We start from the raw sequence: 23,800 nt of genomic DNA, 5'->3' as shown, positions 1-23,800 counted from the left end.
ATTCCCTCAGATTAGAGACGGTATACACTTAATTACAAAACAATGAGACACGGTAAAAAAGTTAATCACTTAGGTAGAACTGACAGCCACAGAAAAGCGATGTTAGCAAACATGGCTTCTTCACTTATCAAAGCAAAAAGAATTACTACAACTTTAGCAAAAGCTAAAGCTTTACGTACGTATGTTGAGCCTATTATCACAAAATCAAAAAATGATACTACTCACTCACGTCGTACTGTATTTTCTTACTTGCAAGATAAAGAAGTTGTAACAATCTTGTTCCGCGAGATAGCTGAGAAAGTTGCTAACCGTCCTGGTGGTTACACTCGTATCATTAAATTAAACAATCGTCAAGGTGATAATGCTGAGATGGCTTTAATTGAATTGGTAGATTATAACGAAGTTTACGGTAAAACTGTAGAAGCTAAAGAAGAGAAGAAAACTACTCGTCGTGGTAAAAGCAAAGCTGCTGCTAAACCTGCAGAAGCTAAAGCTGAAACTGCTACTGAAGAAGTTGCTCCTGCTGAAGAAGCTCCTGCAACCGAAGAAGCAAAAGGCGAATAATTTTATTCAACTTAAGATTCAAAAAAGTCCTGTTCGAAAGATCAGGACTTTTTTTTGTGCCTTTATTTTTCTATTTGCCTTACACAAACGTTTGCTTCATTTTTTCATTACATGGCATATTTCCGCTTTTTGATTTTTAAATTAGCTGCAAACTAATCCAAAATGAAATTTAAGTTTCTTGTGCTTATTACATTTGTAGCGCAACTGTGTGCAAATGCTCAAACCATTAAATACAGCGATGGTAAAAATAGCTGGAATGCCGATTCGCTAGGTAATCACCGCGCGCGCGTAAATACAGCTATTTCAAATGCAATCGCACATGTTAAAATTGATTGGCGTCGTCGCGATAAACATCCTGAATTAAAAAGGATAATTGTACAAAATGCGCAGGGAGTAACGGTTAAATCTGCTGCCTTGAATATTACTCGGGAAAGTGGCGATGTGTATTTTGAATCTAAAACCTCTGGTACCTATTATGTTTATTACTTACCCTACAAAAATGAAGGACGCAGTAATTATCCGAAGGGTGTTTACTTAACACCGCTTCCAGTTGATCAAGCATGGGTAACTAACGTTCGTAATGTAAGGATCAATGCAAATCTGGTCGAAATTCAATCGATAGATGCTTTCAATTCGTTTTATCCAATGGAAGTTATCGCTACAGCGAAAGAAACAGCAGCTTTAAAATCCAGCAATAAAAAACAGGCCTTTATTGTTTTTCCAGAAGATCGGATGTATCCCATAAAAATGCAAAACGATTTGCCTTTTCGTTGGATTCAAAAAGGCCCTTCAAGTTCCTTTACCGGCACCAGTAATCGTGGTGAAAATTATGCATTTCAGTTAGGTGTAGTAGCTTTACAAGACCTTAAAAATTTGCAAGTTTCTTTTGGTGACCTAAAAAGTGCAAGTGGAAAAAAGATTGAGGCCAAGTATATCAATTGCCTAAACACTACAGGTACAAGTTACGATAATAAGCCACTTTCCCAAGTGGTGAATGTATCAAATGGCGCGGTTCAACCAATGTGGATGACAGTAAATGTACCTAAAACCACAACAGCAGGTACGTATACCGGGAATTTTGTAGTAAAAGCGAATGGTGTATCAAAATTGATTGCAGTAAAATTGACTGTTACCAATACTGTGTTAAACGATGCCGGCGTTGGGCAACCTGAAAAACAAACGCGTTTAACCTGGTTAAATTCTACATTGGCGCAGGAGAATGCAGTGGTGGCACCTTATACTCCGCTAAAGGTAGAAGGAAATGTAGTTTCTCTTTTAGGAAGAAAATTCGAGATCAATAACGATGGCTTTCCTAAACAAATGCAAACGTATTTTAATTCGGAAATGACAGGGTATACCGATAAACCTAACAATTTATTGGCAGAACCGATGCATTTTCACTTTTACAATACGCCAAAAACACAAGAAAAATTTGTAGCGAGTGATTTTAAAATTTTAAGCAAAGAGGCTGGAACGGTTAAATGGTCGGCCATCAATACCTCTACCAATATTAAAATGGATGTAGAGGGTTCTCTGGAGTTTGATGGCTATGTGCATTATAGAGTAAAAGTTACCGCTTTAAACGATGTAACGTTCAGCAATGTGAATTTTCACATCCCTTTTGAGAAAACATCAACCAAATATTTAATGGGATTAGGTGAAAAGGGCGGATTGAGGCCAGATACGGTTAAATGGAAATGGGATGTTGCCAATAAAAATCAAGATGCTGTTTGGATTGGAAATGTAAATGCCGGGTTGTATTATAATTTGCGCGACGAAAATTATGTTCGTCCATTGAACACAAATTTTTATTTACAAAAACCATTGTTGTTACCAACTTCTTGGGGCAATGAAAATAAAGGCGGCATTCAAATCAATATTAAAGGCAGCTCTATGTTGGCCGATAATTTTACCGGCGCTAGAAGTATGAAAAAAGGCGATGTGTTGTTTTATAATTTTAATATGCTGATTACGCCATTTCATTTAATAAATACTGATTTTCAATGGGACAATCGCTTTTATCATAAATACGCCAATTTAGATACGATTAAAGCCACAGGGGCAACAGTGGTTAATATTCATCACGCTACAGAAATTAACCCTTGGATTAATTATCCTTTTATCGAGTGGAAGAAAATGAAAAGCTATATTGACGAGGCGCATACCAAGGGTTTGAAAGTTAAAATCTATAACACGGTTCGCGAATTATCGAACCATGCATACGAATGGCCGGCCTTACGTAGTTTAGGTACTGAGGTGTATTCACCGGGTAAAGGTGGAGGTTTTAGCTGGTTGCAAGAACACGTTGATACCAATTACATTGCGGCTTGGTTTGTTCCCGAAATTAAAGACGCTGCTATTGTAAATAGTGGCATGAACCGTTGGCACAATTACTACGTAGAGGGTATGAACTGGTTGGTGAAAAATGTTGGTATTGACGGGGTTTATTTAGATGACGTGGCTTTTGATAGGGTAACGATGAAGCGCATTAAACGTGTTTTAACGCAAGATAATCATCCAGGGGTTATTGACTTACATTCGGCTAACCAGTTCAATAAGAGCGACGGATTTAATAATAGTGCCATTTTATATCTTGAACATTTTCCCTATTTAAATAGATTGTGGTTTGGAGAGTATTTCGATTATGAAAAGAATTCGCCAGATTTCTTTTTAACCGAGGTAAGCGGCATTCCTTTTGGTTTGATGGGCGAAATGTTGCAAGACGATGGGAATCCTTGGCGCGGAATGATTTACGGAATGACCAGTCGTTTAGGATGGTCGGCGAAAAGCGATCCAAAACCGCTGTGGAAAGTATGGGATGAATTTGGTATTAAAAAATCGAGTATGATTGGTTATTGGAGCGATAGCTGTCCGGTGAAAACCGATAACCCGAAAGTATTGGCTACGGTTTATAAGCAAAATGGAAAAGCCATGATTGCTTTAGCCAGTTGGGCGGATACTGATGTTGCAGTTAATTTAACCATTGATTGGGCTAAATTGGGTTTAAACGCAAACAGCGCGAAAATTGCAGCTCCTGCGATTGATAAATTTCAGGAAGCCGGAACATATCAAACGGGGCAAGCCATTCGAATTGAAAAGGGTAAGGGTTTGTTGTTAATCGTACAATAATTACTTAGAAAATTAAAAGGCAGCCAATTAGCATTTATTTTTAACAATGCTGGGCTGCCTTTTTTTATTTTTAGGTAATTTTAGCTTGGTGATTATAAAATTGTACCAGGTTGAATTTCATAAGGTGTTTTTCCTTGTTCAAATATGCGTGTTGATTTACTTCCTTCAACGGTTATTTTATTGCCAATCTTTCGTATCCAGTTTCCTTCTCTTAGTCCAACAACTTTAACAGAGTTCTGAGAAAGGAATTCTAAAATTCTGGTTTCTCTGGTTTCACCATTGTGGTGTAAATCGGGTTGGGGATCTAAATAATGCGGATTGAGATTAAAGGGCACCAGTTCCATGCAATCGAAACTAGCGGGATATACAATCGGCATGTCGTTCGTAGTTTTCATGTTCATGCCGCCAATATTGCTTCCGGCACTGCATCCTAAATAGGGAATTCCTTGTTCGATGCGTTCTTTTAAGGGATACATTAAGCCTAACTCATGCAAGGTTTTTACCAATAAAAAAGTGTTTCCTCCCCCAGTAAAAAATCCCGAAGCGTTTTTAATAGCTTCTTGTTTGTCCTCAAATTCGTGAAGTCCCTTCACATTGATTCCTATTTCTCTGAAAAAATCAGCTGCTTTACGCGTATAATCCTCGTGAGAAATTCCGCCCGGACGGGCAAAAGGAATAAAGATGATTTCTGTAACTCCTTTAAATAAAGTGATAATTTCTGATTTTAGGTAAGCCAAGTACTGCTCGCCATATAAAGTGGATGTTGATGCTAATAATACATTCATGGTTTCAAATATACAGACTGATACCTGTAGGTTGCTAAGAAATTCCCGTAGAATTCTGCCATTGTATGAATTCATGCATGCCCATTGAATAGTGCTCTTTAAACTTTACGTATCTTTGTGCTACAAATTCCAAAAAATGTCAGATCAACTCAATCATTTTATTTCATTACTTAAAAGCAGCTTACAGAGCGAAACTTTTGTGAAAATTTCTATGGGAAATTACAAAGGCGAAGAAGAGGGTTTAAAACAGCTTTTAATTCGCAAGGTTGTAATTAAGCGAGAAGATAAATTGGCTTTCACCTATCGCTACAAAACGCGAGACATTGTAAAGAATTATGCTATAGCAGAAGGTATTGATTTGCTTGTGAAGTACTGGAATACAGGTTTTAAAATAGCAACGCTTTTTACTACGGAAAAGGATGTGATTTTAGAACAATTGAATGCCGGTAAAATTGTACTTAGGACAGTTGAGGCCGTAAAAAAGGAAGTTCCTACAGTGAGTCACGATAAAGAAAAAGTGCGTTTGATTAAGGCGGATGCAAAAGCGTATTTAACTCAACTGAAAATTACCGATGCGGATGGAAAAGTTTTTAAAAATGCGCAAGATAAATTCCGTCAGATTAATCATTACATCGAGATTTTAAGTTCGTTGATTAAAGAATTGCCCGAAGGTACGCTTAAAAAAGTGGCTGATATGGGCTCTGGAAAGGGTTATTTGACTTTTGCTTTGTACGATTATTTGCATTCGGTTTTAGGTTTGGATACCGAGGTTACGGGTGTTGAATACCGCCAGGATATGGTTGATTTGTGTAATGACGTGGCTAAAAAATCATCTTTTGATAAGTTGAATTTCGCTCAAGGAACCATTGAAGGGTACAACGCGGAAGATGTAAACTTGTTAATTGCACTTCATGCTTGCGATACAGCGACAGATGATGCCATTTTTAAAGGAATTAAAGCCAATGCCGAATTAATTGTGGTGGCTCCTTGTTGCCACAAGCAAATTAGAAGAGAAATTGAACTCAACAAAGTTAAAAATGATGTTTCCTTTTTAACTAAATACGGAATCTTTTTGGAGCGTCAAGCAGAGATGGTGACGGATGGAATTCGTGCCTTGATTTTAGAGTATTTTGGTTATAAAACGAAAGTGTTCGAGTTTATTTCAGATGCGCATACGCCTAAAAATGTGTTGGTAGTGGGAATAAAAAGTGAAAAGTCAAAAGTGAAAAGTCAAAAGGTTGGAATTACTAAATTGAGTGCTGAAAGCGAAAGGCAGAAAGAGATTCTACAGAAAATAAAGGATAGCAAGGCCTATTTTGGCATTGGCTACCATCATTTAGAGCGCTTGCTCAATTTTTAGTGTTTTTTTAAAGATGCAAGAAAATAATTCCAATTAATGCGGGCATAGATTGTACATACAAAATCCTTTTGCTAGCTGTTGCAGCGCCATAAATTCCGGCAATAACTACACAGGTTAAAAAGAAAACAGCAATATAAAAGCTCCATTGCTGGTTGGCAATGCAGAGCGACCAAATTAAACCTGCCGCTAAAAAGCCATTGTACAAACCTTGGTTTGCGGCCAAAGTTTTGGTAGGAGCAAAAAGCTCTTTCGGTATGGTTTTAAAAACTTTAGGAGCCTTGGTTGTCCAGGCGAACATTTCTAACCAAAGTATGTAAAGATGAATAGCGGCTACTAAGCCAATAACAATTTGTGAAGCTAAATGCATGCAGATTTGAATTTTATGTTGTTATTAAAGGTATGGGAATTTTGGAATAAATCATAGCGGCCATTTTGATATTTCCATTGGTTTCAACCAATGGTGTTAGTTTATTGCACAGTTTTTTGTTAACTAAACCCGATGGTAGCGAACACGGAGTGCAACGGAGTAAAGCAGACAGCGGGGCGGGTTTATCAACAGGGGAACTGACAATCGTTTTCAAAAAATAAAGGGCGGTTAAGCAGCGTTTAACTTGAGTTTTTACGTTCATTCTGTCAGCCTGTCAGTCTTATTCGACTGCTTTTTTACCATTTTATCAGTGTTTGGTGTTAATTTTCTGCCAAAAACCATTTGGCATAAGCATTGTTTATAGATTGAGAAATTATAGTAAACTTTAATAGAAGAAAATATAAATAAAATACAATGGGAAAAATTATTGGAATAGACTTAGGAACAACCAATTCATGCGTAGCTGTAATGGAAGGCAATGAGCCTGTAGTTATTGCAAATGCTGAGGGAAAACGTACTACGCCGTCTATTGTTGCTTTTGCAGAAAATGGTGAGCGTAAAGTTGGCGAGCCTGCTAAACGTCAGGCTATAACCAACCCAACAAAAACAATATATTCAGTAAAACGCTTTATGGGTAACAGCTTTGACGAAAGTGCGAAAGAAGCTGGACGTGTACCTTATAAAGTAGTTAAAGGAGATAACAATACTCCACGTGTTGAAATTGATGACAGAAAATACACTCCACAAGAGATTTCTGCCATGATTTTACAAAAAATGAAAAAAACTGCTGAAGATTTCTTAGGTCAGGAAGTTACAGAAGCCGTAATTACTGTACCTGCTTACTTTAATGATGCACAACGTCAAGCAACGAAAGAAGCTGGTGAGATTGCTGGTTTATCAGTTAAACGTATCATTAACGAGCCTACTGCTGCTGCTTTAGCTTATGGTTTAGATAAAGCACACAAAGACATGAAAATTGTTGTGTTCGACTGTGGTGGTGGTACACATGACGTTTCTGTATTGGAATTAGGTGACGGTGTTTTTGAAGTAAAATCTACTGACGGTGATACACACTTAGGTGGTGATGACTTTGACCACGTAATTATCGATTGGTTAAACGCTGAATTTAAAGCTGAAAACAGCATGGATTTATCAAAAGATCCAATGGCTTTACAACGTTTAAAAGAAGCTGCTGAAAAAGCGAAAATTGAGCTATCAAGCACTACTTCAACTGAGATTAACTTACCATACATTACAGCTGATGCAAGTGGCCCTAAGCACTTAGTGCGTACATTATCACGTGCTAAATTTGAGCAGTTGGCTGATAGCTTAATTAAACGTACAATTGAGCCTTGTAGATCGGCCTTGAAAAATGCTGGTTTAAGCACAAGTGATATCGATGAGATTATCTTAGTAGGTGGTTCTACTCGTATCCCTGCTATTCAAGATGCAGTAAAAGCATTCTTTGGTAAAGAGCCAAGTAAAGGTGTAAACCCTGATGAGGTGGTAGCTATTGGTGCTGCTATTCAAGGTGGTGTGTTAACTGGAGATGTGAAAGACGTATTATTATTAGACGTTACTCCTTTATCGTTAGGTATCGAAACAATGGGTGGCGTAATGACTAAATTAATTGAGTCGAACACAACCATTCCAACTAAAAAATCGGAAACTTTCTCAACTGCGGCTGATAACCAGCCTTCAGTAGAGATTCACATTTTACAAGGCGAGCGTCCAATGGCAGCGCAAAACCGTACAATTGGTCGTTTCATTTTAGATGGTATTCCACCAGCACCTCGTGGCGTTCCTCAAGTAGAAGTTGCTTTTGATATTGATGCAAATGGTATTTTACACGTAAGTGCAAAAGATAAAGCTACTGGTAAAGAGCAAAAAATCCGTATCGAAGCTTCATCTGGTTTAACAGATGCTGAGATTCAAAAAATGAAACAGGAAGCTGAAGCTAACGCTGAAGCAGATGCAAAAGCGAAAGAAGAAGTAGATAAAATTAACGGAGCCGATGCTTTAATCTTCTCAACAGAGAAACAATTAAAAGAGTTTGGCGAGAAGTTATCTGCTGACAAAAAAGCACCTATCGAAGCTGGTTTAGAGAAGTTGAAAGCTGCTCACGCTGCACGTAATTTCGCAGATATCGATGCTGCTCAAGCTGAATTGCAAAATGCTTGGAATGCTGCTTCTGAAGAAATGTACAAAGATGGCGGTCAACCTCAAGGTGGCGAACCACAACCAGGTGCACAAGCACAAGATGGTGGCGATAGCGTTACAGATGTTGACTTCGAAGAAGTAAAAGAAGAGAAGTAAGATTCTTTTTATAATACGAAGAAAGGCGTTTCTGATTTATTTCAGAAACGCTTTTTTATTTCCAGCGTTTTTCTGCTATCAGCAAAATAGGAGAATTTCTTATTTTATGAAAACCAAGGGTTCTAAGCCTTTCGGTAACAGCAGCCCCGCCATTCACTACAATCTTTTTTGTGCAGCATTGGCAGGCAATTAAAGGTTGTAGCAACAAAAAAGGATTTTCGTTACTGTCGGGTTTAAATAACAAAGGTTGGAGCTTTTAAGCGCATTTTTTTAGGAGGTGCTTTGGAATTACGTTTTGATGATTATGTTTGTGAATGAATGAGAGAACAACAGTACATAGTACGTATTATAATCCAATTGAAGCCAATATTATAAAGACTAGAATAGAAGCTGCTGGTTTTGCTTGTTTCTTAGCTGATGAAAATCTGGCTACCTTAAATCCCTTGTATAACCAAGCAATTGGAGGGGTAAGATTAATTATTTTTGAGCGCGACCAGGAAAAAATAAATGAATTACTTGCTGAAGATAGTTCTTTGTCAATTGAAGACGAGCAGCATTTAAATACGGATACGGTTTGCCCAAAATGTGGTTCACATAACGTAAGTTTTGGATTGGCTACCAAACGAAAATATAGTTGGTGGGTTACGTTACTTTCTTTCTTAACGGTGAGTCACCCAATTTTAGCGAATAAGTGTTATCACTGCTACAATTGCGGGCATGAATTTGAATAATGTGCTCCCTTTACTTGTGATTTATCTTGAGGATTCGGCGCCGACAGCTTACTTCGGTTTCTGACTGCTGTTTTGAACGTTTGTTTTACTAGCATATCGCTCAAAAAAATCAATTTATAAATTTTGCTGTCATCCTGACGGAGGAAGGATCTCTTCTAATGAATTCTTTTAAGTCTGTAACCTGCATTCGTTTTGGAAATTCTTCACTCCGGACTTTCGGACCTCCGACTTTCTGACTTTTCCCTTGCTTGCCTCTTTCGCCGGCAGGGCGAGTTCCTTTTGACGGCCAAAAGGAACCAAAAGCCTTTGTCAATCCGGCTAGGCAGCTTTGGGCACAAGGCCTATACTCAAAACAAAAACAACATCGCTGGTTTTGTGGGGGATTGGTTTTGTAATCCAATTTTTTTTGAGCCACAAAACTGAATAGAACAATGCTCTGTTGTGGGTGTTCGAATGGTTCTGCACCCGTTTTTGTTTTCTCCCGCTGCTGGGGATTGACGGGCGTTCTTCGGTTACTAACTACTATTTTGAACGGTTGTTTTACAAGCATATCGCCCAAGAAATATTACTTAAACACTATTGTTGTCAATCCTATAGACTTTCAAGATCGCTGCTCGGTTAGCCCCCATGCTAGGAGCGGCATAGGAGGTGTTGGACGAAGAAAGCAGTGAGAAGCTTTGCACAAACGTTCAATTAGCACTTCCAAGAAGAATTTGCAGCCGAGCGGAAGGAACTGTGCGAAGCCAAGGCCTCAAATTATCGCCATAGAGCTTCTGCTAGCTTTATTCAACAACAGATCCAAGCCTTGATGTTTTGCTTCTTTTACATCAAGGTAAAAGAAGTTGCCCCGCCGGCAATGAGGCGATAATTGATTTTTCTTTAAGAGATTGCTTACTAAGCGCGCAATGACGAGGGATGTTTATGAAATTTTCAGTAAATGATATGGAGATTACCCCCTCTTTCCCTTGCTTGCCTCTTGCCGGCAGGGCGAGTTCCTTTTGACGGCCAAAAGGAACCAAAAGCCTTTGTCAATCCGGCTAGGCAGCTTGGGGCGCGCAAGCCCAGTTCTCAAAACAAAAACGGCCTCGCTAGGTTTTATGGCAATGTATTTAATGTAACAAGCAGCTACCTTAACCCACAAAACTAAATTGAACAAGGCTCGACACTGCTAATTCGAATGTTCCTGCAACCGTTTTTTGTTTTCTCCCGCTGCTTGGGATTGACGGTCGTTTTTCGGTTACTGTCAGCAGATTTGAACGTTATTTTTCCTAGTATGTGGTTTAAAAAAAAAGCAACTTATACACGATTATTGTCATTTCGACGAAGGAGAAATCTCTAATGATGCGTTCTTTTAGGAATGTGTTAAGAACAATCCCTCATCCAATTTATAATCAATTATCTGTAACCAGCATTCATCATTGAGATCCTTCCTTCGTCAGGATGATAGAGGACTATTGAATTTGCAATATGTTATTAAATTCTTAGGTATCTCGTATTTCCTAACTCTATGCCCTCTGTGAAAATACTCCGTAGGCTCTGTGGTAAAAAGAAAAAGGATGAAATAGTGCAACATGTTCATAATAAAAAACCTCTTGTTCTGACTTTACTCAAAACAAGAGGTTTTTTTTATGATAAGGGAACAAGGAACAAAGACGAAATGCCTAAAGTGCTTAATCTTTATTCTTTGCTCCTTTATCTTTGCTCTTAAAGACCAGCTTTTGCAGCTGCTTCTTTTCTGATGATATTTAAAGCACCACCGGCTTTAAACCAATCAATTTGTTGTTCGTTGTAGCTATGGTTAACAGGAAATTGCTCGGTTGTTCCATCTGCATGGTGTAATACCAACGTTAGTGGTTTATTTGGCGCAAATTCTGTTAGGCCTAAAATATCCACGGTATCGTCTTCTAAAATTTTATCGTAATCATCTTTATTGGCAAAAGTTAAGCCGAGCATCCCTTGTTTTTTAAGATTGGTTTCATGAATGCGGGCAAATGATTTTACTAACACCGCACGAACACCTAAATGACGTGGCTCCATGGCGGCATGCTCACGCGATGAGCCTTCCCCATAATTTTCATCACCAATAACGATAGAGCCGAATCCGGCTGCTTTATACGCACGCTGAGTAGCTGGCACAGGGCCATATTCGCCCGTTAGTTCATTTTTTACAAAATCAGTTTTCTCATTGAAATAGTTAACGGCCCCAATGAGCATGTTGTTAGAAATGTTGTCCAAGTGACCACGGAATTTTAACCAAGGTCCGGCCATTGAAATATGGTCGGTGGTACATTTTCCTTTTGCTTTGATTAATAGTTTAAGCCCTTTTAAATCGGTTCCTTCCCAGGCAGCAAAAGGATCTAATAATTGCAAGCGATGCGATGTAGGCGAAACCAAAACTTCTACTTGAGAACCATCTTCTGCAGGTGCTTGATAGCCGGCATCTTCCACCGCGAAGCCTTTTGTAGGTAATTCATCACCCACAGGAGGATCTAACTTCACTTGTTCCCCTTTATCGTTGGTTAGGGTATCTGTAAGGGGATTAAAACCTAAGTTACCTGAAATTGCTATAGCCGCAACCATTTCTGGTGAGGCAACAAATGCAAAGGTATTTGGATTTCCATCGGCACGTTTAGCAAAGTTTCTATTAAATGAATGTACAATGGTGTTTTTCTCTGCTTTTTCGGCACCTGTACGATCCCACATACCAATACATGGACCACATGCATTGGTAAAGATGGTGGCATCTAAATCCGTAAAAGTTTTTAAGAATCCATCTCTTTCTGCTGTATAACGAACCTGCTCGGAACCGGGGTTAATACCAAATTCAGCTTTGGTGGTTAAACCTTTCGCAATGGCTTGATTGGCTATGGAGGCAGCTCTAGATAAATCTTCGTAAGAAGAATTGGTACATGAACCAATTAATCCCCATTCTACTTTTAAAGGCCATCCGTTTTTCTCGGCTTCGGTTTTCATTTGAGAGACCGGTGTAGCTAAATCCGGAGTAAAAGGGCCATTTAAGTACGGCTCTAAGGTATCTAAATTAATTTCGATAACTTGATCGAAATAGTGTTCAGGGTTTGCATATACTTCCGCATCACCGGTTAAATGTTCTTTAATTTTATTGGCTTCATCGGCAACATCATTTCTGTTGGTTGCACGTAAATAGCGCTCCATGCTTTCATCGTATCCAAACGTAGAAGTAGTGGCGCCAATTTCTGCGCCCATGTTGCAAATAGTTCCTTTTCCGGTACAACTCATTCCTGTGGCACCGTCGCCAAAATATTCAACAATAGCGCCTGTACCACCTTTAACGGTTAAAATACCTGCTACTTTTAAAATTACATCCTTGGCAGCTGTCCAGCCGTTTAATTTACCGGTTAGTTTTACGCCAATTAATTTCGGAAATTTAAGCTCCCAAGGCAAGCCTGCCATTACATCACATGCATCGGCTCCACCCACACCGATGGCTACCATCCCTAAACCACCTGCATTAACGGTGTGTGAGTCGGTACCAATCATCATCCCACCTGGGAAAGCATAATTTTCCAATACAACCTGATGAATAATACCCGCTCCGGGTTTCCAGAAACCAATACCATATTTGTTCGATACCGAAGAAAGGAAGTCGAATACTTCTGCACTTTCCGTTTTAGCATGTGGTAAATCAATAGCAGCGCCTTCTTTTGCCATAATCAAGTGATCACAATGAACTGTTGAAGGAACGGCTACTTTCGGGCGGCCTGCCTGCATAAATTGTAGAAGAGCCATTTGTGCAGTAGCATCCTGCATGGCTACACGATCAGGAGCAAAATCGACGTAATCGCTTCCTCTTACGAAAGCCGTTTTAGGGTCTCCATCCCAAAGATGGGCGTATAATATTTTTTCGGATAGGGTTAGTGGTCTACCAACAATTGCACGAGCCGCATCAACGCGACTACCAAAGTTGGCATAAACCTTTTTAATCATGTCTATATCAAAGGCCATACTATGTTTTGTTAAAAGAATGTTGTCAATAACTATACTATCTAAATTAAACAATTTTTGACAGAGTTGTTTTTGAAATTTGTCATAATATTTTATTTAATGCTAGTTTAGACATTAGAAAGGCTTGGAAAATCAATTTTTTGTAAGATTAGTGAAGTTCAATAATTTAATTTCCTCGCTTTTTGCTTTGCTTGCCTCTAGCTGGCAGGGCAATTTACTTTTGAGGGCCAAATTAACAAAAGCTTTTGTCAATCCGGCTAGGCAGCTTTGCGCGCGAGCCCAATGCTCAAAACAAAAACAGTCTCGCTGGTTTTGTGGTTGATTGACTTTGTAACCAGTATTAAATTTCTCCCACAAAACTGAATAGCACAATGCTCGGTAGTACAAATTTGAATGTTTGTGCACCTGTTTTGTTTTTTCCGCTGCTTGGGGTACATCCCGAGCATTCGGGGTACATCCCGAACATTCGGGATTGACGGAGGTTCTTCGGTTACTGAATGCTGTTTTGAACGTTTGTTGTACCCGCATATCGTTAAAAAAAAGGAACTTATACAGTATTATTGTCATTTCGGGGAAGGAGAAATCTCTTATAAGAAATTCCTTTAGGGTGGTGATTAAGAACAATTCTTCCTGTAATTTTATAATCAATCATCTGTAAGCAGTATTCATCTCTGAGATCCTTCGCTGCGCTTGAGGATGACAGCAATTTTTAGAATTTTATAAGCTATTAAAGAACACAAATCTCTATTCGCTCTATGTAAAAACAAAAAAGCTACCCTAAATAAATTAGGATAGCTTTTCTCTTTAAACAAAGTATGTTTAAATGCTGTGTTTAGTGTTTTATAGAAATAGGGGTAAACTTAGTTAAATTAATACCCTCTACTGCCGATTTGTATTCATCGATGTTTGGAATACGACCTAAAATAGCCGAAAGAACTACCACAGGTGTTGAAGCCAATAAAGATTCACCTTTTTTGCCTTCTTTATCTTCTACTACACGGCCTTGGAATAAACGAGTAGAGGTAGCCATAACGGTATCGCCTTTGGCTGCTTTTTCTTGATTACCCATGCATAAGTTACAACCTGGGCGTTCTAGGTACATAATGTTTTCGTATTCAGTACGTGCAGCGCTTTTTGGCAATGCATCACTAAATTCAAAACCTGAATATTTTTGTAAGTATTCCCAATCGCCTTCTGCTTTTAACTCATCGATGATGTTGTAAGTAGGAGCAGCAACTACAAGAGGAGCTTTGAATGATACAGAGCCGTTTGCTTTCTCAACATTTTTAAGCATTTGCGAAACGATTTTTAAATCGTCTTTGTGAACCATGCAAGAACCTACGAAACCAAGATCCACTTTTTTATCGCCACCATAGTAAGTTAAATCGCGGATGGTATCGTGCGTATAGCGTTTCGATACATCGGCATTGTTTACATCCGGATCGGCAATCATTGGCTCTTCAATCAGATCCAAATCAATTACCACCTCTGCATAATACTTCGCGTTATCATCAGGCATTAAAGCAGGTTTAATACCCGTTTTAATTTCTTCAATACGTTTATTTGCTTTGTTAATCAATCCTTGAAGCACTTGGTTATGGTTATCCATTCCCTTATCAATCATGATTTGGATACGGCTTTTCGCAATTTCCAACGATTGGATTAAGGTATCGTCTTGCGAAATGCAGATAGATGCTTTTGCTTTCATCTCTGCAGTCCAATCGGTAAAGGTAAAGGCTTGATCGGCTAATAAGGTACCAATGTGTACTTCGATGATACGGCCTTGGAAAACGTTTTCGCCATCAAATTGTTGCAGCATTTGCAATTGCGTAGCATGTACCACATCACGGAAATCCATGTGTGCCTTCATTTCGCCTTTGAAGGTTACTTTTACCGACTCCGGAATAGGCATTGATGCTTCTCCCGTTGCAAGCGCTAAGGCTACGGTTCCTGAATCGGCACCAAAAGCAACCCCTTTCGACATACGCGTGTGCGAGTCACCTCCGATGATGATGGCCCATTCGTCAATCGTAATGTCGTTTAATACTTTGTGAATTACATCGGTCATGGAGTGATATACGCCTTTCGGATCGCGGGCAGTAATTACACCAAATTCATTCATAAATTTCATCAATTTAGGAATGTTGGCTTGTGCTTTTTTATCCCAAACCGATGCGGTATGGCAACCCGATTGATAAGCACCATCCACAATTGGCGAAATAACCGTAGCGGCCATGGCCTCTAGTTCTTGGGCGGTCATTAAACCAGTGGTGTCTTGCGAACCTACAATGTTCACTTCTACACGAACATCAGAACCCGCATGCAATACCTTTCCTTGTGTTACTCCTACTGCATTTCTATTGAATATTTTTTCTACAGCCGTTAAACCTTGTCCCTCGATCGATACCTCTTTGGCAGGGGCAAATACTGTTGGCGCTTCAATTCCTAAGGTTTTAGCGGCAAACGTTTGGATTTTTTTACCGAAAACGATGGCGTATGAGCCACCTGCTTTCATAAATTCCATTTTTTGCGGCGTTAAGGCTTTCGAAATATCAATCAGTTCTTGTTCGCCGTTGTATAATTTTTTTGTTTTGGTATTGATGGTTAAAACGGTTCCTGTTTCTATCGAATATACCTGCTCTAAAATTGGTTCATCTTGTTCGTTTCGTAATACGTTTCCATTTTCGTCGGTTTTCTTTACCCAATTTTTAAGGTCGATACCAATACCGCCGGTAACGTCAACCGTGGTTAAGAAAATAGGAGAGATGCCGTTTGTACCCCCTACAATAGGGGCGATGTTTACAAAAGGAACATATGGAGATGCCTGCTTACCAGTCCAAAGGGCTACGTTGTTTACGCCCGACATACGAGAAGAACCTACGCCCATGGTGCCTTTCTCCGCTACCAACATCACACTTTTATCAGGATGTTGCGCTTGTAAAGCTTTGATTTGTTCTTGCGCTTCAGGGGTAATCATGCATTTACCGTGCAATTCACGGTCCGAACGCGAGTGTGCTTGGTTACCGGGTGATAATAAATCGGTCGAAATATCGCCAATACCGGCAATAAAAGTGACTACTTTAATTTCTTCTTCAACGGCTGGTAATTTGGTAAAGAATTCTGCTTTAGCATAGCTTTCCAGTATATCTTTTGCAATTTCATTTCCATTGTTGTACGCTTCTTTCAAACGGTCGGTATCTACGTCGTATAAGAAAACTTGCGTTTTAAGCACTTCGGCTGCTTTTTTAGCTTTATCGCCATTATCGGCTAAAGCAATGTCTAATAAAACTTTTATAGAAGGACCGCCTTTCATGTGCGACAATAACTCAAAGGCGAAATCCGATGCAATTTCAGCTACAACAGCTTCACCTAAAATAATTTCTTTTAAGAATTGCGCTTTTACGCCGGCAGCACTCGTTGTTCCGGGTAAGGTGTTGTATATGAAGAAATTAACAGCTTCTTCTCTGTTGATATTGTTTACACTTTTGATTTGTTCAATGATTTCGCTTAATAATTCAGCTCCATCAATCGGTTTAGGATGAAGATTTTGACTTTTTCTTTCTTCAATTTCCTGGATATAATCGTTATAAATACTCATCTTGGGTTGATTATTTTTTGATTAAAAGGTCACGTAACCGTCTGTCAACGCACTTTTTACAAAAAATTATTGTTTTCGAAATTAATCTGTGTTTAATGGCTATAAAACTACATTTTTTAACCAAAACAAAAATAACAAAAAACAAGTTTTAAATAGAATTTACTCAAGCGATTAGCTAATTTGGAATTGTTCTAAATTATTGGAAATCATGTGGTGGGCAACGCTTAAATGCTTGTCAATCAAAACAGCAATGTCCGTGTTTGGTTTATATTCGATAACGCCTTTTTTTGCAGCGCAGAAAATGTGCCATTCGGTTTCAATCATCCCGCTTTCCCTTCAAGTCCTCGCTACGCTGCGGGCTTTTCGTCCAATCGGGGCTAGAAAAGCAAAGCTTCTGCTATAAAACTCTCAAAAAGTAAAAAAGCCCTTTCTAATTGGCTTATTGTTTAATTTTTTGATTTGGAAACAGTGGTCTTGAGGGTTTGAAGTAAGCACATCTGACATGGAAATTGTTATGCAATGTAGTAAAATCCAATTCATTCCTTTTTTCGATAGAAAGCGTTTTCTTCTGAACAGGCGCTGCTGAAACTCATGTATTTGGTCATTAAAAACATTAGCAGAAAATGGACAATACCAGTCCATAATTGGGGATTGGCAATGTCGCAGTTATATATTAAATTTGGTGACAGAATTCTTAAAGAAAATAACAGCTTCTGAGAAGCATTAATTTAGATAATGACACAGTTCAGGAAACACTCCCTTTAATCAATATGTAGGCCCTGCAAAGTAGAAGTAATGGATGATAAGAAATAACATTATTACGATCACACATATGCTTCGTATTTTGTCTTTACGAATAAAAAAAATACCAGAAAAGATTAAACCTAAACTACAGAGAAGTGGAGTTCTGATGTCTTTATTTAGTGGGTTATTATATATTAACAACAAATAGCCAAAGCTTATTAAAAAGCCCATAACTTGAAAAGCATACTTCATTGATTTATTCATTTAGTCTTGATAAAATAAAATCTTATTTACAAATTCTTTTACTTGTAGCTCAACCCTAATTTAGCTTTTGTTTTCATATTTTTTTTGAGTTTACGCTAAAACTAAGATAATTAGTCGTTCCTTAAAAAGTGCTTATCTGAATTATATTTGAATTGCACTTCAGTTTCATGCAGATTTGAAAGAATAAAAACCATTGTCGAAAAAAGCCAAATAGAACTGATTTCCATTTGTTCATCATCCTTTTAAAATTGAAAGCTGCTGCAGCCAACATAATATTGATGTTGTCTCCGAATATTCCTTTATAAAAATTCCTCCCTAATCTATGGTCGGTTTTTACGTGACCAATGGTTGGTTCAATTCCAGTTCTTCTTTTAAACGACTTCCGTTCCTTTTTTTGTTGGTATTTGCTTAGCTTTTTATCGTTAAATGGTTTGGGTGTTCGATTGATTGTTTCTCCAACCCGGCTCTTCCCTCGATACCTCCTATCTGTCGTAGCTGTTTTAGCTCGCTTTTCTACAAGTGCTTCATGTTGATTCAAGGCTGGCTCTAATGTCCGCTAAGGCAGTAGCTTGTTCTGCTGTAAAATGCAAAAGTGATGAATTTTTCTCAACTAACAATCCTCCATATCCAATAAAGGCGAACATTGAAAATAAATTACTCTTTTGTATTTTATTTCTTTGTACTAGCCAATATATGATATATGTACTTTGTTTACTGTTCGATACAATATTTTTGCTTACACGACTTATTTAGTTAATGGAATTTCTGTTAAAGAAATATTTTTCACTTTAATCGCTATTAGAAAAGGCGAAATAAGTAAAATAATAAAAATTAGCAAAGCTATTAATCTATTCCTTTTTGTATCATATAGGCCTTCTTCATAAGAATTCTTAATTTGTTTTAATTTATCATTCTTTACACAAAGATTATACACGTAGAATAATGCAAGAGATGAAATTATTGCATTGTTAAGTTTGCCTTGTAGGCCTGAATAAAAGTGTAAGGAATAATAGTTGTTTAATGGAATCATTAAAATGTGAAATAGATCAATCAAACTAATACTAACTAGGAGGGCCGCCCTATGAGCATGGTTAATTTTTGACTTATTCAATTTCTGGATAAATTTGTATAAGCAGAAAAAATATATTTTTAGCATATGTGTATTATTCTACCAATTCCCAGATAAATAAACCAGCGGAGCCTATTAAAATTACTTCTGGCCCCGCAACGAGGATAAGTGCTGAACCAATAACTACTTGAGTTGCATCTGTCCAATTGGGGTCGTCAATAAATTGGGCTACATTATCCACTACGCCAATCCAAGCCATTCCATTTGATGCAGCAGAGAACCATCCAGGCATTGTTGTGCCCATATATAATGCTGATGCTTCGGAAGCACTAAAAGCTAGTCCTGTTGTTGCATCAGCCCAAGAAATTGCTTGGTAAATTAAATTTTGTGTAAAACTTTCATTAGTATTGTTTGGATTTAAGCTAATTTGTTGAAGCTGACCAGTTGCATTATTTCCTCCAGAACCACTTCCCGAACCTCCAGTGCTACCACCACCCCCTCCTCCCGAAGAACCCCCACCATTCTGGTTTTGGTACAAGTGATAGTAATAATTTTCGAGATATGCAAGATAACCTCCTGACAGAGCTTGTGTAAAGAAATCGTCCATGCTTCCAGTGTTGTATGAAGCAGTAATTTTTACTTCATCTAATGAATTTTCCCAAGTTGCACCATTGTCCCAGCTAATATATGAGCGCCCGTTTTCTGTTTTGTAAATGGGGTCATTTTCAGCGATGAAGTATGAGGAGGTATCGACATTCGAAGGGAAATCGAATACGAGAAGGTCAGGATTCCAGACTAAACCTGGAGGAGCACTGAGCAAAACTACTGTACCTGATTGTTCATCTACCTGAAAAACGGATGTATTACTATAAGGATTGGTTACGAATAAACCACCTTTTATGGTTTCTGTAGAATCAATTAGTTCAAATTCTTTTGCTAGTTGATCAAAAGGTAATGGAGCGTTTTTTCTCATCGTTAATTTAAAATTTTAAGGTAAGAGATTAATTTGTTTATCGCTAAAGTCAAAATATTATTTTGAAAAACAAAAAAAAAAACAAAATTTGGAAAAATTAAAATTAACGCAAAATGCTCAAAAAATTCCCCAACGACCGGCAACTGGATATGATGGATTGTGGTCCGGCTTGTCTTAAAATGATAGCTAAACACTATGGTAAATTTTACAGTTTGCAATACCTACGCGATAAATGCGGCATTACCAAAGAAGGGGTTTCCTTTGCCGATTTGAGCCATGCCGCCGAAGAAATTGGTTTGCGGAGTTTATCCTTAAAATGTTCGCTAAGTGAATTGATAGAAAAAATACCTTTACCAGCCATTGTACATTGGGACAATAGCCATTTTGTGGTGGTTTATAAAGCTGAAAGCTCGAAGCAAAATGCGGCAAACCAAAAGCCTAAAGGCAAGGTGTATGTCTCCGATCCAGCAAAGGGGCTTGTTCAATACAGTGCCGATGAGTTTGCTGCCAAATGGATTAAAAAGGGAGGGGAGGAGAAAGGGGTTTTAATGGCTATAGAGCCCATGGCCGATTTTTACGAACGACAGGGTAATGAAAAGATAGAGCGCCGTAAAACGTTCGAGAACTTTTTTGGCTATTTCCGCCCTTACAAAAAGAGTTTTGTAAACCTTTTTGTGGTTATGTTGTTGGTTACCGTGCTCCAAGGCCTATTACCCTTTATAAGCAAGGCCGTAATAGATGTTGGTATACAAACCCACGATGTTGATTTTATAAACATTGTGTTGCTAGCCAATGTAGCTATAATTGTGAGTATGCTGCTCAGCAACATGGTACGCGATTGGATATTATTACACGTTACCTCGCGTGTCAACATTGCGCTTATTTCTGATTATCTAATAAAGCTAATGCGTTTGCCCATTACTTTTTTTGAAAATAAAATGGCTGGCGATATTTTGCAACGTGCCCAAGACCACGAGCGTATTCGTAGTTTTATTATGAATAACTCGCTTAATATGGTGTTTTCTACCTTAACATTTGTGGTATTTGGTGTGATTATGTTTTTCTATAACCCTATTATATTTTATATTTTTTTAGCCGGAAGTGTGTTGTATGTTGCCTGGGTGATGGCCTTTATGAAAGTTAGAAAGAAGCTAGATTGGGAATATTTTGATTTGGTAAGTAAAAATCAAAGTTATTGGGTTGAAACGATAGCAGGCATACAAGATATTAAAATTAATAACTACGAGAAGCACAAACGCTGGAAATGGGAGGGCATACAGGCCCGTTTGTATAAGGTGAACTTGAGGGTTTTGAGTGTAACCAATAGCCAAAATTTGGGAGCTCAATTTATTGATCAGCTTAAAAATTTATTCATTACATTTTATTGCGCAAAGGCGGTTATAGCTGGCGAAATTACTTTTGGAGTCATGATTAGCACCCAATTTATTATCGGGATGTTAAACGCTCCAGTGGTTCAATTTATTCAATTTATCATTGGTTTTCAATTTGCGAAACTGAGTTTTTTGCGTTTAAACGAAATACATCAATTGGAAGATGAACACGACAACGTAGGAACAAACAGCATTGAACTACCCGAAAATAAGAGTTTAGTGGTAAATAATGTTGCTTTTCAATATACGCCGAATGGGAAGCCTGTTTTGCAAGGTGTTCGTCTAATCATTCCTCAGGGTAAGGTAACAGCTATTGTGGGCGATAGCGGTAGTGGAAAATCGACCCTTCTAAAACTGCTACTGCGATTGTATAAACCAAGTTTTGGCGATATCCGCATAGGAGATATGAACATAAACAACATCAGTTTACGCCAATGGCGTGATAAATGCGGTGCTGTAATGCAGGATGGAAAAATTTTTAACGACACCATTTTAAACAACATTGTGTTAGATGATGATAAGGTTGATTACGAACGCTTAAAAAAAGCCCTGCATACTGCCAATATTGCCCAAGAAATAGAGGCTTTACCTTTGGGTTACCAAACCATGATGGGCGAGCAGGGACGCGGCTTAAGTGGTGGACAAAAACAACGTATTTTAATAGCTCGCGCATTGTATAAAAACCCTGATTATTTGTTTTTTGATGAGGCCACAAATTCATTAGATACCATTAATGAGCAAAAGATAACCGAAGCCTTAGATGCTGTTTTTAAAGGAAAAACAGTAATTGTGGTAGCGCACCGGTTAACGACCATTCGCAAAGCCGAACAAATTGTGGTCATGCAAAATGGAATGGTGGTAGAAATTGGCAATCACAACATTTTAATGGAACGCAAAGGACGCTATTATCAATTGGTAAAAACGCAATCGGAATTAACAGTCGAAAAAGAACCATTGGTGGTCATTAATTAATCTATTTTAATAGAATTTTACGCTCTTTTATGGAAAATATACAGACACAAGAAACTAACAAAACATTAGCTATTGCATTCGATAGCGAACGAAATGAAGAAGTACAAGCCATTATTGAGCGCATGCCCACACGCTTTGGTTTAGGGGTAAGTAGTATAGTACTCTTTATTTTTATAGTAATGATTTTTTTTGGTTGGATAGTTCGCTATCCAGACATCGTAACCGGACAGATTACTATTAACACAGCCAATGCGCCCGTAAAATTAGTGGCCAGTAGTTATGGCAAAATGAAAATTATGCACACTCAATCGATGGAGGAGGTTAAAGGAGGGCAGTTAATTGCTTATCTAGAAAACGGTACCAATCCCATAAATGTAAAGTATATAGATAGTTTACTAAAACCCTATAATCCGAACAGCGATTTGATTGTTGAGTTACAGCAAAAATTACCCAAAAATTTTTCACTAGGCGAATTGAATGCGAAGTATTATGGCTTTACATCTGCCTTGCAAACATACATTAATTTTAAAGAGGGGCATGTGTATGATAAGCAAGGAGCTAGCTTGAAAGAGATACTAAATGAACAAAAACTGGCTATTGAGGCCGCTAAACAGCGCGTAGAAATGGCTACTCGTAATTTGCAATTAACGCACAAATTTTATAGCCGAGATTCGATTCTATTTTTAAAGCGCGTAATTAGCGAGGCAGAATTTGATAAAACGCAAATGAGTTATGTTTCGGCTAAAGATGCTAATCAAAGTGCTTTGAATTCCCTGGCTACTGCAAACCAAAGCCGTCAACAAACGTATTCGCAATTGCAGCAAGTAGAAGTTACTAAACCCGAAAAGGAAAAGGAATACCGAATTGCCCTAATTTCGGCATTTAATGATTTAACGGATAATATCAAGATGTGGAAGCAGAAATATGTTTTTGAATCTCCATTTGATGGAAAAGTTCAATTTCTAAAATTTTATACCGAAAATCAATTTGTTCAAAGTGGCGAGCAGGTTTTTACCATTATACCTAAACAAGAAACAGTATTAGGTCAATTAATTGTTCCGGCACAAGGTGCAGGTAAAATTAAAGAACACCAAGAAGTAATTGTGAAGTTAGATAATTTCCCATACAACGAATATGGTTCAGTAACAGGAAGAGTTCGTTCCATCTCTTTAACAACCAACACCACTAAAACTGAGAAAAGCGATGTAGATACCTATCAAATTTTAGTTGATTTTCCACAGCAACTTAAAACGAATTACGGTACAGTTTTAAGTGCTAAAGCCGAAGCCAAAGGGAGTGCAGAAATTATCACAAACGACCGCCGATTAATTCAACGACTCTTTGATAATTTGAAGTATGCATTAAACAAATAACTGTTCAGTATCGACCAAGTGTTTTCTCGTCTTAGCGAGAAGGCTTTTTCAGCCGAGGAAGCAATCTCTTCTAAAAAGATTGCTTCCCCAATGCTCGGGATGCACAACTCCCTCAAATCCAGCATCGCAATGATTGTTATGACAAAACCAAGTTTTATGCTGCTATTTTATAATTATTTT

13 protein-coding genes and 1 pseudogene are annotated in these 23,800 nt (G+C 38.1%); 8 read left to right on the top strand and 6 right to left on the bottom strand.

The window, feature by feature from the left end; translation table 11 throughout:
* Positions 1 to 42 precede the first annotated feature (42 nt).
* Complete coding sequence (gene rplQ, locus ACJVDK_RS09825; protein ID WP_443936499.1) at positions 43 to 564, top strand: 50S ribosomal protein L17; 522 nt, start codon at positions 43 to 45, stop codon at positions 562 to 564.
* 162 nt (positions 565 to 726) lie between these two features.
* Entirely contained in the window at positions 727 to 3,693 is a 2,967-nt protein-coding gene (locus ACJVDK_RS09820) for a glycoside hydrolase domain-containing protein (RefSeq protein ID WP_443936498.1), read from the top strand.
* A gap of 92 nt (positions 3,694 to 3,785) precedes the next feature.
* Here ACJVDK_RS09820 and pepE read toward each other — a convergent pair whose 3' ends face one another.
* Entirely contained in the window at positions 3,786 to 4,478 is a 693-nt protein-coding gene (pepE, locus tag ACJVDK_RS09815) for a dipeptidase PepE (protein ID WP_443936497.1), read from the bottom strand.
* A gap of 136 nt (positions 4,479 to 4,614) precedes the next feature.
* On the opposite strand from pepE, the gene ACJVDK_RS09810 reads away from it, so the two are divergent.
* Complete coding sequence (locus tag ACJVDK_RS09810) at positions 4,615 to 5,838, top strand: class I SAM-dependent methyltransferase (RefSeq protein WP_443936496.1); 1,224 nt, start codon at positions 4,615 to 4,617, stop codon at positions 5,836 to 5,838.
* A gap of 7 nt (positions 5,839 to 5,845) precedes the next feature.
* On the opposite strand, the gene ACJVDK_RS09805 is transcribed toward ACJVDK_RS09810, so the two are convergent.
* Positions 5,846 to 6,205 (bottom strand): DUF1304 domain-containing protein, encoded by a 360-nt coding sequence (locus ACJVDK_RS09805; protein ID WP_443936495.1) that lies wholly within the window; start codon positions 6,203 to 6,205, stop codon positions 5,846 to 5,848.
* Between the two features lie 414 nt (positions 6,206 to 6,619).
* On the opposite strand from ACJVDK_RS09805, the gene dnaK reads away from it, so the two are divergent.
* Positions 6,620 to 8,521, top strand: a complete 1,902-nt coding sequence (gene dnaK, locus ACJVDK_RS09800; RefSeq protein ID WP_443936494.1) for a molecular chaperone DnaK — start codon at positions 6,620 to 6,622, stop codon at positions 8,519 to 8,521.
* 314 nt (positions 8,522 to 8,835) lie between these two features.
* On the top strand, positions 8,836 to 9,252 hold the full coding sequence (locus ACJVDK_RS09795) for a putative signal transducing protein (RefSeq protein ID WP_443936493.1): 417 nt from the start codon (positions 8,836 to 8,838) through the stop codon (positions 9,250 to 9,252).
* 1,704 nt (positions 9,253 to 10,956) lie between these two features.
* Here the strand turns inward: ACJVDK_RS09795 and ACJVDK_RS09790 are convergent.
* Both ACJVDK_RS09790 and ACJVDK_RS09785 read right to left on the bottom strand, forming a co-directional pair.
* Entirely contained in the window at positions 10,957 to 13,236 is a 2,280-nt protein-coding gene (locus ACJVDK_RS09790) for an aconitate hydratase (RefSeq protein WP_443936492.1), read from the bottom strand.
* Positions 13,237 to 14,068: 832 nt separating this feature from the next.
* Complete coding sequence (locus ACJVDK_RS09785) at positions 14,069 to 16,834, bottom strand: bifunctional aconitate hydratase 2/2-methylisocitrate dehydratase (RefSeq protein WP_443936491.1); 2,766 nt, start codon at positions 16,832 to 16,834, stop codon at positions 14,069 to 14,071.
* Between the two features lie 558 nt (positions 16,835 to 17,392).
* On the opposite strand from ACJVDK_RS09785, the pseudogene ACJVDK_RS09780 reads away from it, so the two are divergent.
* Positions 17,393 to 17,551, top strand: a pseudogene (locus tag ACJVDK_RS09780) (IS256 family transposase); the annotation flags it as partial.
* Between the two features lie 412 nt (positions 17,552 to 17,963).
* On the opposite strand, the gene ACJVDK_RS09775 reads toward ACJVDK_RS09780, so the two are convergent.
* Entirely contained in the window at positions 17,964 to 18,380 is a 417-nt protein-coding gene (locus ACJVDK_RS09775) for a transposase (protein ID WP_443936490.1), read from the bottom strand.
* Between the two features lie 625 nt (positions 18,381 to 19,005).
* Positions 19,006 to 19,884, bottom strand: coding sequence for a hypothetical protein (locus ACJVDK_RS09770; RefSeq protein WP_443936489.1), 879 nt, complete (start codon positions 19,882 to 19,884; stop codon positions 19,006 to 19,008).
* 113 nt (positions 19,885 to 19,997) lie between these two features.
* Here ACJVDK_RS09770 and ACJVDK_RS09765 point away from each other — a divergent pair, with 113 nt between their 5' ends.
* On the top strand, positions 19,998 to 22,247 hold the full coding sequence (locus ACJVDK_RS09765; protein ID WP_443936488.1) for a peptidase domain-containing ABC transporter: 2,250 nt from the start codon (positions 19,998 to 20,000) through the stop codon (positions 22,245 to 22,247).
* Positions 22,248 to 22,276: 29 nt separating this feature from the next.
* Positions 22,277 to 23,620, top strand: a complete 1,344-nt coding sequence (locus ACJVDK_RS09760) for an HlyD family secretion protein (protein WP_443936487.1) — start codon at positions 22,277 to 22,279, stop codon at positions 23,618 to 23,620.
* Positions 23,621 to 23,800 lie beyond the last annotated feature (180 nt).

Origin of the sequence: Pedobacter paludisoli (assembly GCF_052344095.1) — a bacterium.
Lineage (GTDB): Bacteria > Bacteroidota > Bacteroidia > Sphingobacteriales > Sphingobacteriaceae > Pedobacter.
The sequence above is the reverse complement of the archived record's forward strand: the minus strand, read 5'-3'. Positions and strand labels throughout refer to the sequence as shown.

Bases quoted from the DNA above. Each gene is read 5' to 3' on its own strand.
- rplQ (WP_443936499.1), top strand. From the start codon at position 43: ATGAGACACGGTAAAAAAGTTAATCACTTAGGTAGAACTGACAGCCAC.
- ACJVDK_RS09820 (WP_443936498.1), top strand. From the start codon at position 727: ATGAAATTTAAGTTTCTTGTGCTTATTACATTTGTAGCGCAACTGTGT.
- pepE (WP_443936497.1), bottom strand. From the start codon at position 4,478: ATGAATGTATTATTAGCATCAACATCCACTTTATATGGCGAGCAGTAC.
- ACJVDK_RS09810 (WP_443936496.1), top strand. From the start codon at position 4,615: ATGTCAGATCAACTCAATCATTTTATTTCATTACTTAAAAGCAGCTTA.
- ACJVDK_RS09805 (WP_443936495.1), bottom strand. From the start codon at position 6,205: ATGCATTTAGCTTCACAAATTGTTATTGGCTTAGTAGCCGCTATTCAT.
- dnaK (WP_443936494.1), top strand. From the start codon at position 6,620: ATGGGAAAAATTATTGGAATAGACTTAGGAACAACCAATTCATGCGTA.
- ACJVDK_RS09795 (WP_443936493.1), top strand. From the start codon at position 8,836: ATGAATGAGAGAACAACAGTACATAGTACGTATTATAATCCAATTGAA.
- ACJVDK_RS09790 (WP_443936492.1), bottom strand. From the start codon at position 13,236: ATGGCCTTTGATATAGACATGATTAAAAAGGTTTATGCCAACTTTGGT.
- ACJVDK_RS09785 (WP_443936491.1), bottom strand. From the start codon at position 16,834: ATGAGTATTTATAACGATTATATCCAGGAAATTGAAGAAAGAAAAAGT.
- ACJVDK_RS09770 (WP_443936489.1), bottom strand. From the start codon at position 19,884: ATGAGAAAAAACGCTCCATTACCTTTTGATCAACTAGCAAAAGAATTT.
- ACJVDK_RS09765 (WP_443936488.1), top strand. From the start codon at position 19,998: ATGCTCAAAAAATTCCCCAACGACCGGCAACTGGATATGATGGATTGT.
- ACJVDK_RS09760 (WP_443936487.1), top strand. From the start codon at position 22,277: ATGGAAAATATACAGACACAAGAAACTAACAAAACATTAGCTATTGCA.